Consider the following 13,023-nt stretch of genomic DNA (forward strand, 5'->3'; position numbering starts at 1 on the left):
AGAAAAGATGCTTGACCAATTAGCTAAATTAGGAACCGTTGATTTAAGCAAACTGCAGGAAGCTTATACTGAGGCGCTTAAGGCTCAGGAACGTCTGGTGATTAAAGCCGCGATAGCTGTTCAGAAGCAAAAAATCCGCGCTGAAAAGCAGCGGCTGAAAAAAGAGCTGCAGCAAGAAAAAACAGACTTGAAAACTTATCTCTCTGCTAGCCTGCCTGCTGATTTAGGAGCTGGCTTTGAGGGGAAAGCAGCTACAGCAGCGCAGGATTTTTTAAGCAGCTTTCCCCAGCCTCAGCTGCCTAATCCTATTGTTTTAGAGTAAAGAAGGAGCAAAGAGTGATGAGCTATCAGTATGATGAAGCCAGTTTGACGGACACGCATTTATCAAATCAGGAGCAGTTTAGAAAGGCTGAGGCTGATATGGATGATATGCAGCAAACGCTCAGCCGGGAAACCGAAAGGCTGAACCAGTGGCTGGACCGCCTTTGCCAGTCAGAACCTGACATAGTCAGCCAGACTAAAAGAGCTTTGGACAATGAGGAGGAGCTCCTGCAGCAGCAAATCAGCCAAGAAACAGAAACGCTGGCACAGGTTCAGATACAGGAAGCCGGCCACTATCAGAACCTTTCTGATTTATTAAATCTCTTATAAAGCAGCCAGTCTTGGGATTGGCTGTTTTTTTAGTTAAGCGGCCAAAAGCGTCAACGATCATCTGCAGCGGTTTTTTACGAAGTTTTCAGCTGTGTTCATCTGTCTCTCTTTAGCTAAGCTGTTAACAATGACAAAATGAATAAAAAATGCTACCATAGATAAAATTGCGGGAGCTGAGCTGAATTGGCTGGCTGAAGGGCCGGTAATTTCAGCTTCGCTGTGAAAAAGCACGGCTGAAGAACCCAGCTGTTCAAATCAGCGCTCGCTTAAGGCAATATCAAAGTGAACCTGAGGATATGGAGGAAGACGATGTCTTATTTTGACAACTTTTTAAAAACCAATCAAGCCTATGCTGACCTGCACGGGACAGCCCATTTGCCTATGAGGCCTAAAACACATGTGGCGATTGTAACATGTATGGATGCCCGGCTCCATGTAGCTCAAGCCTTAGGTTTGGCCTTAGGAGTTGCGCATATATTACGGAATGCCGGCGGACGGGTAACCGATGATGTGATTCGCTCTCTGGTCATTTCTCAGCAGCAGCTGGGAACCAAAGAAGTTGTTGTGCTGCACCATACTGACTGCGGGGCACAGACTTTTACTAATGCAGCTTTTGCCGAACAGCTCCAGCAGGATTTGGGCATAGATGTGAGCGGTGAAGACTTTCTGCCGTTTACGGATGTTGTTGCTAGTGTCCGGGAAGATATGGCACTGCTGCGCCAATCACCTTTGATTCCGGATGAGATTATTATTTCCGGTGCGGTTTATGATGTGGATAGCGGCCGTATGACGGAAGTCAAATAATGGCCGTCAGCTTTTCTGAAAAAGTTTAACGAAACGTTATTAAACACGCTGCATACTTGACAGAGAAAAGAGGAACTGATATTATTTGTATTAAAATAATAATACAAAAAGAAATAACTTTTCAGGAGGCAGACTATGGCAGATAATCGGATGAAATACACTATTGACAGCAACATGCAGTTTCCTTTGGTTGAGATTGCACTGGAAACTGGAGAGTCCGCTTATATTCAGCGAGGCAGTATGGTTTACCATACCCCCGGTGTTACCCTCAATACCCGCCTAAATGCCCGCGGCTCCGGTATCGGCAAACTGATGGGAGCGATCGGCCGTTCGATGACTTCCGGCGAATCCGCTTTTATTACTCAAGCGGTTTCCAGCGCTGATGACGGCAGATTAGCATTGGCTCCGTCTATGCCCGGTCAGGTTATTGCTCTTGATTTGGGGAGCCGTCAGTACCGTCTTAATGATGGCGCTTTTCTGGCTCTGGACGGTTCAGCTCAGTACAAGATGGAGCGCCAGTCTGTGGGCCGGGCCTTCTTTGGCGGTCAAGGCGGTCTCTTTGTGATGACAACAGAAGGGCAAGGGACACTTTTGGCTAATGCCTTTGGATCGATTAAAAAGATAGAACTCCAAGGAGAAGAAATCACTATCGATAACGCTCATGTTGTCGCCTGGAGCCGTGAACTGCAGTATGATATTCACTTAGAGAACGGTTTTCTGCAGTCTATCGGAACCGGAGAAGGGATTGTCAATACCTTCCGCGGGACAGGTGAAATTTATGTGCAAAGTTTGAATATCGAAACCTTTGCTAACGTTATCGGCAGCCACATTATCACCGGCGGCGGTGATGGCGGGGGGAAATCATCGCTCTTGGACAGCTTCTTGTAATAAGCTACAGAATAAAATACTCAGCGAGCGAGATGAAAATCGTGATGTCAAAGACATTGATTTTCCTCGCTTTTTTAATTTTTGGCTGGGACAGACTTGATATGTCTGTAGATGACCCAGCTGTAAAACAGCTGCTTGAAAGAGCTCCCTCTTTTTCGAGCTATTAGAGCATATTCAATCCCAATACCAATAAAACACAGCTGAGACATTTGTCTCAGCTGTGTTTTATTGGTATAAACGGTACTATCAACAGCCAAACTTACAAAAAATCAACTGCTGAGATTATTTTCTAGAGCAGCAATTCCTTTATTTTATCTGCTTCAGGATATTTTCGACATTGTAACGCCCCCAGTATGTCAGCCGTTCTAAAAAATCTTTTAAGTCAGTTTCATTAAAGTGGGCTTTTATTAAATAGCAAGCATGTCCGGAAACCTTATAGAATTCATCAATTTCTTCGTAAGTTGTAGCAAAATGTTCAAACCGGCTGAACTGATTGCTGTCCATATAAACCATAATATACTGCTGGAAAGAATAAGAAAGAGCGGTCGTAAAATGCATGATTGTCCCATTTTCCTGAAGTTTACTGATACGATTGCCGACTGCCTGACCGGTTAGATGAACGAGTTGTCCAATTTCTTTGTTTGTTAAACGTCCATTTGTTTTTAGCAGACTGAGAATCTCTTTATCAATATTATCCATTTTAGATATCCCTTCACGGTGAAATGAAAAGAACTGATTGTTTTTCATCAAGTGATGGCCAGTAACTTACAAAAGTTCTATACTTATATCATATAAAAAGGTATTGGACACAATCAGGCAACTTTGACATTTAGAAAGGGGCTAGTATTATGACAAAGAAGGCGTTATGAGTTATTGATGTTCAAAAGGATTATTTCCATCCTAGGAAATGTGAATTGGTTAAACCTGAAGAGGCTTTGATCCAGATTAATATGCTGGAGATGCTATTTTTAAAAAGAAATTTGCCAATCCTTTATATTCAACATATTAAAAAGAATGACGAGGCTGATTTTTTTGTTGAAAACAGCGAGGGCGCTGAACTGCATCCGAGTTTAAATCTACAAAAGGAAGCTGTCGTTATTACCAAGCATTTCCCAAATAGCTTTCTGGGGACTGGTTTAGATGACAAATTACAAGCTTTGGAAGTCGGTCAGCTAGTTATAACTGGCATGATGACCCATATGTGTGTTGATTCAACGGTTAGAGCCGCTAAAGAAAAGGGCTATCAGCCTATAGTAATCAGTGATGCGACAGCAACTAAAGATCTCTGCTATAAAGGTCAGAAAATAGATGCATCTGATGTTCAGATGAGTTTTCTGGCTGCATTACAAACCTTTGCAGTCATAGACACTGCAGCAGATTTTATCAGACGCTGTGAAGCGGAAAAATAACGAGGCGCTTTAGGTTTTTCAGCTTTTTCTCAGTGCTATCTCCTTGTTCTGTGTTTAATTTGTGCTATAATAAGAACGATTGAAAAATTGACAGGAGAAAAGCATGACTCAGAAAATTCGGGTGCGTTATGCACCAAGTCCAACCGGCTTATTACATATCGGCAATGCGCGGACCGCGCTCTTTAATTACCTCTATGCCCGCCATTACGGCGGTGAGTTTATCGTTCGGATTGAGGATACTGACCGTAAACGCCATGTTGAAGACGGCGAGCGTTCCCAGCTGGAAAATCTCAGCTGGCTGGGCGTGGACTGGGATGAAAGTCCGGCAGAACCAGGTGCTTACGGCCCCTACCGCCAGTCAGAACGCTTAGAAATTTATCAGGGCTATATTAAAGAGCTTCTGGAAAAGGGGCTGGCTTATGAATCATATGTGACCGAAGATGAGCTCGCTGCGGAGCGCGAACGTCAGGAAGCAGCTGGCGAAACGCCGCGCTATATCAATGAATACCTCGGAATGTCTGAAGCGGAGAAGTCTGCCTATATCGCAGAGCGCAAGTCTGCCGGGATTGTGCCGACTGTGCGTTTAGCTGTTAATGAGGCTGGGATTTATAAGTGGGATGACATGGTTAAGGGGGAAATTGAATTTACAGGTGCTAACATCGGCGGTGACTGGGTCATTCAAAAGAAAGACGGCTATCCGACTTATAATTTTGCGGTTGTTGTTGACGATCATCTTATGGAGATTTCGCATGTTATTCGCGGAGATGACCACATTGCCAATACACCTAAGCAGCTGATGGTTTATGAAGCCTTGGGCTGGCAGGCACCTCAGTTTGGCCACATGACTTTGATTGTTAATGCAGAAACCGGCAAGAAGCTCTCTAAACGTGATACCAACACTCTGCAGTTTATCGAGGATTACCGCAAAAAAGGCTATCTGCCGGAAGCGGTCTTCAACTTTATTGCTCTGCTGGGCTGGAACCCAGGCGGTGAAAATGAGATATTTTCCCGTCAGGAGCTGATTGAGCTTTTTGATGAGAAGCGTCTCAGTAAGTCGCCGGCCGCGTTTGATCAGAAGAAATTGGACTGGCTGAGCAATGAATATCTTAAAAATGCAGATTTTGAAACGGTCTTTGGTCTTTGCAAGCCATTTCTTGAAGCAGCGGGCCGTTTAACAGACAAGGCAGAAAAGCTGGTGGCGCTCTATCAGCCGCAACTGAAATCGGCAGATGAGATTGTGCCCCTAACGGACCTATTTTTTGCCGATTTTCCGGAGCTAACGGAAACCGAACGTGACTTTATGTCAGGAGAAACGGTACCGACAGTTTTAGAAGCTTTCAAAGCGAAGCTGGAAGCTATGAGTGACGATGATTTCACTGCCGAAAATATTTTCCCGCAGATTAAAGCAGTGCAAAAAGAGACAGGGATTAAAGGGAAAAATCTCTTTATGCCGATTCGTATTGCTGTTTCAGGTGAAATGCACGGCCCTGAACTGCCGGATACTATCTTTCTGCTTGGACGGGAAAAGGCTATCCGCCATATCGAAAAGATGCAGGAACAGCTATAAATTCAAGAGAAACCGCAGCAGAAAGTGGGCTAAAAATCCCCTGCCGTAAGTTTTCTCTCGCACTTTCAGTTTTTGCCTGGATCCGAGACTGGATGCTTGCCACCCCCGTGTATATCAGGTCAGGATGGATTGCTGCAGAACAGTAAGCAGTCCAGGTAAGACCCTGCAGCTGTAAAAATATATAAAAGTAAAAGAAGAGGTTGGACACAGAAAGTCCTGCCTCCTTTTACTTTTTAAACAGATGAGTTTGGCGCAGTGGCTGATTGGAAGCAGGGCGGCAAACTCGCCTTTCCCAGCAATTGTTACTTTTTGCTGCAATAAAATTCAAAATACCTGCTCTATTGATGATAAAGCTCTAGGCTGGGAATTTAAGTATAAAAAGCTAAATTTCAAGTTGAAGTTAGCCACTGAATACAATTTCTCTAGGTGTCTTGTAGTTTAATATTCGTTTGGGATAATTGTTTATCCACCATTCAATCTGAGTGGCCAGTTTTCTGGTCGCTCTTGTTTTTCCCTTGGGTAGGAAACGTCGAATAAGACGGTTGTGATTCTCATTAGAGCCTCTTTCCCAAGAGCAATAAGGGTGAGCATAGTAGATCTTCTCTTCACTAAAAATCTCGCTTAGTCTAGCAAATTCTGCCCCATTATCAGCTGTGATTGACGTGATCTGATATTCCTGTAAAATGCTCGACAAGGCTTCGTTAACGGCTTGTGCTGTCTTACTGGGCAAGTAACGAATGATTTCATACCTGGTTTTTCGATCTGTTAATGTCAGAAAGCAAGGCGCTTTAGCCCGTGTCTGAACAACCGTATCAATCTCATAATGCCCAGCCTCCAGTCGTTGAGTGATCGCTTCAGGCCGCTCCTCAATCGACTTTCCAACAGGCATGAAATTAGGACTGGCTGTTTTCTTAGGGGATTTGCCTTTTCTTGGATACAGCCTATCTGCCTTAGTCAGCCCCAGGTACCCCTTGTCCATCCAGTAGTATATGGTGGATTGTGGGACGTTGACTTTACGTTTTGAAATCATCTCAGGTGACCACTTCAGCTTGATGTAGTGGACAATGGTTTCCTTGACTTTCTTCGTGAGACTAACAGCTTTACGGCTATTTTTTCGATTAATCTCATACACTTCCTGAGCTCTATCCGCCCTATAAAGCTTCTCAAACTTCCCCTTACGCACCTGTTGGAGGACCAGTCCACGTTTCATCTCGTTGTTTATCGTTTGAGGAGCTTTGCCTAAGAGACCTGCAATCTCACGATTAGATTTCCCTTCTTGCTTCCAGCGTTCAATCAAGCGGCGATCAGCTATTGTCAAGTGCTTGCCTGTTGGTGTATAATGGTCTTGCATCTCTATGTCCTTTACTTGTGTTTTCGTCAACTACAAGTGTAACATAGAGGTGTTTTTTTGCATCTAAGTGGCTAACTTCATTTTAGAACTTTCATTTAAGTATAAAAATACATTTTTTAAAAAAATATACAGAAAAAGGGTTGACAAAAGAATAAATATACATTATCATGGACACATAGCTAATAAATATAAGAAAAGAGAAAAGATATGTCTAAAGAAAAAGTGATTTTAGCCTACTCAGGCGGTCTTGATACCTCTGTTGCCATTACCTGGCTAAAAAAAGACTACGATGTGATTGCGGTCTGTATGGATGTCGGCGAAGGCAAGGATCTTGATTTTATCCATGATAAAGCCCTAAAAGTGGGAGCGGTTGAGTCTTATGTTCTCGATGTCAAAGATGAATTTGCGGAGGATTATGTTCTGCCTGCACTCTGGGCGCATGCTTATTATGAGCAGAAATACCCTCTGGTCTCGGCTCTCAGCCGGCCGATTATTGCTAAGAAGCTGGTAGAAATTGCGCATAAAACGAATGCTAATACGATTGCACATGGCTGTACCGGCAAAGGGAATGACCAGGTTCGGTTTGAGGTTGCCATTGCTGCGCTCGATCCTAATTTAAAAGTCATCGCCCCAGTCCGTGAATGGAAGTGGTCGCGTGAGGAAGAGATTGAGTATGCCAAAGCGAATGGTGTTCCGGTACCTGCAGATCTTGATAACCCTTATTCGGTTGACCAAAATCTTTGGGGGCGCGCTAATGAATGCGGCGTTCTTGAAAACCCATGGAATGAGGCGCCCGAAGATGCATTTGGCATCACGAACGCTGTTGAGGATGCACCCGATCAGCCTGATTATATTGAAATTGAATTTCAAAAGGGCAGTCCTGTTGCCCTTGACGGCCAAAAAATGAAAGTGGCTGATCTGATTCAGAAATTAAATGAAATTGCCGGCAAGCATGGCATTGGGCGGATTGACCATGTTGAAAACCGCTTGGTCGGTATCAAATCAAGGGAAATTTATGAATGTCCAGGTGCCGTAACGCTTTTAACCGCTCATAAAGAAATTGAAGATTTGACTTTGGTTCGGGAACTTGCTCATTTCAAGCCTATTCTTGAAAATGAGTTGGCTAATCTGATTTATAATGCACTTTGGTTCAGTCCTGCCACCGATGCCATCTTAGCTTATATTAAGGAGAGTCAGAAGGTCGTAAACGGCACTGCAAAACTTAAGCTTTATAAGGGTTCAGCCAAGGTTGTAGCCCGTAAGTCACCTAATTCTCTTTATGATGAGAATCTGGCTACATATACAAGTGCTGATACCTTTGATCAGGACAGCGCAGTCGGATTCATTAAACTTTGGGGACTGCCTACAAAAGTTAATGCTCAGGTGCAGAATCAGGCTCAGAAGAATTCCATTTAAATGATTTAAGAAAAGGCTATCCCCGTGCTTTGCAGTTACTGTCTTAGGAAAAGCCCATTATTACTAAATAAGCCGCAGAGTGCGGGATGTTTTCAGATAAAAGTGTACAGTGAGACACATCTGAAAGCCCTCTTTTCTTAATAGCTGAAAGAACTCGTGAATGTGTACAGTGAGGCACAACGGGCTTAAATAAAGCCGGTCTGTGAGCCGGCCTTTAAGAAAAACTGTCCGGTGAGGCAAGAAAGGGCTGGGAAAAGTATTCCCGCCCTTGTTTTATGAGGATACGAAGCCAAGTCCGGTTGCCGGATTGCTTTGCAGCAGAATGGATTTTATTGAACAGTCCGCTGATTCTTTAAAAAGCGAAGGGAGAGCAGGCTAAAGAACTCCTGCTGTAAGTTTTCTTTCACTCTTTAATGTCTGAGTTCGGGCTGCCATATACTGCTTCTGTTCCCGCACACTTGGTTAGGACAGCCGCTGCTGCTAAGGCGGGTGCCTGAACATTAAAATACATCCAGACAAGGATTTACAGCTGTAAAAATGTATTGCTGTACAGTAAATTAGGCTGTCCCAGACTCTTGCGAGCAGCCAGCAGCAAAAAGCAGACAGAAAGGACTGAAGAAAAAGGGAGTCTGCAGCGATTCAGATTTATTTTTCTTTAATACGGTAATAGATGATGACAAAAAAACACAAACTTTGGGGAGGCCGCTTCGAAGCCGGTCTTGAAGACTGGGTTGAAGAATTTGGGGCTTCGATTTCGTTTGATCAAAAAATGGCTAAATACGATATTCAAGGTTCGCTGGCTCATGTCACTATGCTAGGTGAGACTGGAATTATTACAGCTGAAGAGGCCGCAGCAATCAAGGCAGGGCTTGAAAAACTGCTGGAGCAGTATGAAGCTGGTCAGCTGGTGTTTACAGTGGATAATGAGGATATCCACATGAATATCGAGACCCTGCTGACAGCTGAGATTGGCCCTGTAGCCGGAAAACTCCATACAGCCCGTTCGCGGAATGATCAGGTGGCTACAGATATGCATTTATATTTGAAGGCTAAATTAAAAGAAGTGCTTGAAAAATTGGATCATTTGTGTTCGGTGCTGGTTAACCTTGCGGATAAGCATACTTATACCATTATGCCGGGCTATACCCATCTGCAGCATGCTCAGCCGGTTTCCTTCGGCCATCATTTGCTGGCTTACTATAACATGTTTGCAAGAGACCGTGAACGTTTTGCTTTCAATTTGGAGCATACCGATATCTCACCGCTGGGAGCGGCTGCCCTTGCCGGAACGACTTTTCCTATAGACCGTGAACGGACCTCTGATTTGCTGGGCTTCGCAAAACCTTACAGCAATTCGCTCGATGCAGTATCGGATCGTGATTTCATTTTAGAATTCTTGGCCAACGCCAGTATTTTGATGATGCATATGAGCCGTATCTGTGAAGAGGTCATTAACTGGTGCTCGAAAGAATTCAGTTTTATCAGTCTGTCAGACACTTTCTCAACAGGTTCTTCAATCATGCCGCAGAAAAAGAACCCCGATATGGCAGAGTTAATTCGCGGGAAGTCAGGACGGGTTTATGGGAACCTTCTGGGCCTTCTGACTGTCATGAAATCTCTGCCTCTGGCTTATAATAAAGATTTACAGGAAGATAAAGAAGGGATGTTTGATACGGCTGAAACCGTCACTGTTGCTCTTGATATCCTAGCAGGTATGCTTGATACAATGACAGTCCATGAACAGGTCATGTCTCAGGCGACAGAACAGGATTTTTCCAATGCGACTGAGCTGGCCGACTATTTGGCTGACAAAGGCCTGCCTTTCCGTGAAGCGCATGCTGTTGTCGGTAAATTAGTGTTAGAGTGCACCAAGGCCGGCTGTTATCTGCAGGATGTTCCCTTAGAGCGCTATCAAGAAATTTCTGATTTGATTGAAGAAGATATTTATGATACTCTCCGTTCCCATACGGCTGTGGAGAGGCGGCAGTCACTGGGCGGAACAGGATTTGATCAAGTTAAACAGCAGATCCAACAGGCCAGAAAAAAATAAAATAAATATTGAGAAAAGCCAAAACTTCAAGGGGTTGAGGCTTTTTTCTATTTTGTGGTATAATGGTACTAATTTAGATATTTGGAGTTGTGTTTTGAAGAAAACCTATCGTGTCAAGAGTGACAAAGATTTCCAAGCCATTTTTGACCATGGCCAAAATGCTGCTAACCGAAAATTTGTTGTTTACCGTTTGGCTAAGCAGCAGCCACATTATCGGGTCGGCATTTCTGTTGGCAAGAAAATCGGCAATGCTGTTACCCGCAATGCTGTTAAACGTAAAATTCGCCATGTTTTAATGGAGTTTGATAAAAATCTGGCTGCTGATGATTTTATCATCATTGCCAGAAAAGGAACCGAGTGTTTAGATTATCACGAAATTAAAAAAAATTTACGGCATGTTCTTAAACTCGCCAAATTATATCAGGAAGGTTTAGATAGTGAAAAGAAAAATTAAGTTATCGGGGGTAGCAGGAGCTGCTCTGTTGCTGCTGTCTGCCTGCAGCCGCAGTGAAGTCAGCGCTTCGTCGGGCAATGGCTGGGATCAGCTTGTTTATTTTTTTGCCAAAGCCATCGAGTGGCTGTCATTTGGAGGGTCAGTAGGTCTGGGGATTGTTCTCTTTACCATTGTTATCCGTGCCTTGCTCATGCCTCTGTATAATATGCAGATTAAGTCTGGGCAAAAAATGCAGGATCTGCAGCCAGAGCTGAAAGCCTTGCAGGCTCAGTATCCCGGAAAGGATAGCGGCAGCCGGATGAAACTGGCCGAAGAAAGTCAGGCTCTTTATAAGAAATACGGGGTCAACCCTCATGCCAGCTTTATTCCGCTGGCGATTCAAATGCCGGTTATGATTGCTCTTTATCAGGCTTTGACGCGTGTTGCTTTTCTGCGCACCGGCAGGTTCCTGTGGGTAGAGCTGTCCCAGCCGGATCCCTATTTTATCCTTGCTGTTCTTGCTGCTGTCTTTACTTTTCTGTCATCTTGGCTGACTAACAAAGCAGCTAAAGAAAAGAATTTTGCGATGACCATCATGACCTACCTGCTGCCGGCTTTGATTTTCTTTATGGGCTTCCGTCTGGCCAGCGGGGTGGTTCTCTACTGGACAGTTTCCAATGCTTTTCAGGTTGTCCAAATTCTCCTGCTCAACAACCCCTTTAAAATTATTGCAGAAAGGCAGCGGGCTGAGCGGGAAGCTAAAGAACGGCAGGCGAGAATCCGCCGGGCTAAGAAAAAAGCAAAAAAACAAAGAAAATAAACTGAACACGGCCTAAAATCCTAGTGAAAAAAAGACGCAATCGTAGGAAGCCGCAGGCTGACATACGAGTGTGGCTGCTTCTGTGAGTATGCCTGCCATCGTGATGCAAGCATCTTGTTAAACTACCCTAGCCGTAGCTGACTGAAGGCTTTGTCGTCTTGACAGCCGACATCACCCTTCTAGTCATCTTGGCAGGGGTGCGCAGACGAAATCATAGATTTCTGGCTTACCGCCATTTTCATACGGATTTTTAAACGGTCTTTGTATCTTAATGGAATTGAACACGGCCTAAACGCTGTGAGAAAAAGATCGTCCTCCCTTGAGTCTTTAGTGACTCAGCGGTCGGACGCCTATTTTCTCTTTGCGTTCTTAACGGCCTTTGTATCTTATTGGAATTGAACACGGCCTAAAATCCTAGTGAAAAAGATGCCTGTCATCGTGATGCAAGCATCACTTGTCAGTCCCTATTTTCATACGGATTTTTAAACGGCCTTTGTATCTTATTTAAAGGAGATTTACCATGGTGATTTTCACAGGTTCTACTGTTGAAGAAGCTATTGAAAAAGGGCTGGAGGAATTGCAGATTTCGCGTCTGAAAGCCCATATCAAAGTGATTGCGCGTGAAAAGAAAGGTTTCTTAGGTTTTGGGAAACGGCCGGCTCAGGTTGATGTTGAAGGCATTACAGAAGCTACAGCCCACAAGGCTGACCAAAAAGCGGTTAAAGGAGTCCCGGAAGCAGTCAATCGGCAAAATGCGCCTGTATCTTCTAAACGTGAAGATGCTCTTGAATTGGCTAAAGCCAGCCATATATTGAAAGAGAAAGAAAAGGGCGGACAGCCTGAGAACAGTGCGCTTAAAGAAGCCGTTTTTGATACTAGGAAGACGCCACAGACTATTTTAAAAGAAGTTCAGACTGCTGAATCTGCAGCCTCCAATACAGAAAAATCGTCCGGTAAAAACGGTCAGGCAGGAAACGGCTTGCCTGAGACCGTGCAAAAAGACAGTGATTTTGCGGCTTTTGTAGCTGCCGAATTTCAAATAGATGCTCAAAATGATGATATTGAGCAGGCAACTGCCGGTGTCAGAGATTATGTCAAAAAAGTTATCTATGAAATGGATATTGATGCAACGATTGAGCCCAGTCATACAAGCCGCCAAATCAATCTGCAGATTGAAACACCGGAGGCGGGCCGGGTTATCGGCTACCACGGGAAAGTTTTGAAGTCCCTGCAGCTTTTGGCGCAAAATTTCTTGTATGACCGTTATTCGAAAAATTTCATTGTGTCGCTGAATGTGCACGACTATGTTGAACACCGGACAGAGACACTGATTGATTTTACCCAGAAAGTTGCAAGACGGGTGCTGGACTCGGGACGCAGCTATACCATGGATCCGATGAGCAACAGCGAACGGAAAATTGTTCATAAAACCATCACTAAGATTGAAGGTGTGGAAAGTTATTCAGAAGGCAATGACCCCAACCGCTATGTTGTGGTTGCTTATAAAAGGTAAGGAAAACACTCGTCAGGCAGAATGCAGCTTGATGGGTGCTTTTTTTAACTGTTTTATAAGATATGGTAAGTTTGCTTTTATATTATGGTAAAAATCCTTCTGTCTCAATTTTGGAGCTTAA

13 protein-coding genes are annotated in these 13,023 nt (G+C 44.0%); 11 read left to right on the forward strand and 2 right to left on the reverse strand.

Annotated features, from left to right (window positions below):
- The first annotated feature begins 7 nt into the window (after nt 1–7).
- The 4 genes from DDV21_RS01615 to DDV21_RS01630 all read left to right on the forward strand — a co-directional run bounded on the left by DDV21_RS01615 (nt 8) and on the right by DDV21_RS01630 (nt 2,343).
- Nucleotides 8–322: a hypothetical protein gene (locus DDV21_RS01615; RefSeq protein WP_116877529.1), complete on the forward strand. Its 315-nt coding sequence runs from the start codon at nt 8–10 to the stop codon at nt 320–322.
- A 17-nt stretch (nt 323–339) separates the two neighbouring features.
- Nucleotides 340–651, forward strand: coding sequence for a hypothetical protein (locus DDV21_RS01620; RefSeq protein WP_116877528.1), 312 nt, complete (start codon nt 340–342; stop codon nt 649–651).
- A 309-nt stretch (nt 652–960) separates the two neighbouring features.
- Nucleotides 961–1,455 (forward strand): beta-class carbonic anhydrase, encoded by a 495-nt coding sequence (locus tag DDV21_RS01625; protein WP_116877527.1) that lies wholly within the window; start codon nt 961–963, stop codon nt 1,453–1,455.
- Between the two features lie 135 nt (nt 1,456–1,590).
- Entirely contained in the window at nt 1,591–2,343 is a 753-nt protein-coding gene (locus DDV21_RS01630; RefSeq protein ID WP_116877526.1) for a TIGR00266 family protein, read from the forward strand.
- A 306-nt stretch (nt 2,344–2,649) separates the two neighbouring features.
- Here the strand turns inward: DDV21_RS01630 and DDV21_RS01635 are convergent, their stop codons facing one another.
- On the reverse strand, nt 2,650–3,042 hold the full coding sequence (locus DDV21_RS01635; protein ID WP_116877525.1) for an Lrp/AsnC family transcriptional regulator: 393 nt from the start codon (nt 3,040–3,042) through the stop codon (nt 2,650–2,652).
- 173 nt (nt 3,043–3,215) lie between these two features.
- Here DDV21_RS01635 and DDV21_RS01640 point away from each other — a divergent pair, with 173 nt between their 5' ends.
- Both DDV21_RS01640 and gltX read left to right on the forward strand, forming a co-directional pair.
- On the forward strand, nt 3,216–3,752 hold the full coding sequence (locus tag DDV21_RS01640) for a cysteine hydrolase family protein (RefSeq protein WP_259293370.1): 537 nt from the start codon (nt 3,216–3,218) through the stop codon (nt 3,750–3,752).
- 103 nt (nt 3,753–3,855) lie between these two features.
- Nucleotides 3,856–5,319: a glutamate--tRNA ligase gene (gene gltX, locus DDV21_RS01645; RefSeq protein WP_116877524.1), complete on the forward strand. Its 1,464-nt coding sequence runs from the start codon at nt 3,856–3,858 to the stop codon at nt 5,317–5,319.
- Between the two features lie 400 nt (nt 5,320–5,719).
- On the opposite strand, the gene DDV21_RS01650 is transcribed toward gltX, so the two are convergent.
- On the reverse strand, nt 5,720–6,670 hold the full coding sequence (locus DDV21_RS01650) for an IS30 family transposase (RefSeq protein ID WP_116879182.1): 951 nt from the start codon (nt 6,668–6,670) through the stop codon (nt 5,720–5,722).
- A gap of 207 nt (nt 6,671–6,877) precedes the next feature.
- Here DDV21_RS01650 and DDV21_RS01655 point away from each other — a divergent pair, with 207 nt between their 5' ends.
- From DDV21_RS01655 to jag, 5 genes are all read left to right on the forward strand, one after another.
- Nucleotides 6,878–8,086 carry an argininosuccinate synthase gene (locus tag DDV21_RS01655; protein ID WP_116879118.1) on the forward strand — a complete coding sequence of 403 codons (1,209 nt, stop codon included), beginning with the start codon at nt 6,878–6,880 and terminating at the stop codon, nt 8,084–8,086.
- Nucleotides 8,087–8,756: 670 nt separating this feature from the next.
- Nucleotides 8,757–10,136: an argininosuccinate lyase gene (gene argH / locus DDV21_RS01660; RefSeq protein WP_116879119.1), complete on the forward strand. Its 1,380-nt coding sequence runs from the start codon at nt 8,757–8,759 to the stop codon at nt 10,134–10,136.
- A gap of 94 nt (nt 10,137–10,230) precedes the next feature.
- On the forward strand, nt 10,231–10,590 hold the full coding sequence (gene rnpA, locus DDV21_RS01665) for a ribonuclease P protein component (protein ID WP_116879120.1): 360 nt from the start codon (nt 10,231–10,233) through the stop codon (nt 10,588–10,590).
- Nucleotides 10,574–11,389 carry a YidC/Oxa1 family membrane protein insertase gene (locus tag DDV21_RS01670; RefSeq protein WP_116879121.1) on the forward strand — a complete coding sequence of 272 codons (816 nt, stop codon included), beginning with the start codon at nt 10,574–10,576 and terminating at the stop codon, nt 11,387–11,389. Before rnpA ends, DDV21_RS01670 begins: the two co-directional genes overlap by 17 nt.
- A gap of 520 nt (nt 11,390–11,909) precedes the next feature.
- Nucleotides 11,910–12,902 (forward strand): RNA-binding cell elongation regulator Jag/EloR, encoded by a 993-nt coding sequence (gene jag, locus DDV21_RS01675; RefSeq protein ID WP_116879122.1) that lies wholly within the window; start codon nt 11,910–11,912, stop codon nt 12,900–12,902.
- The last annotated feature ends 121 nt before the right edge of the window (nt 12,903–13,023 follow it).

Origin of the sequence: Streptococcus chenjunshii, from assembly GCF_003086355.1 — a bacterium.
Classification (GTDB): domain Bacteria; phylum Bacillota; class Bacilli; order Lactobacillales; family Streptococcaceae; genus Streptococcus; species Streptococcus chenjunshii.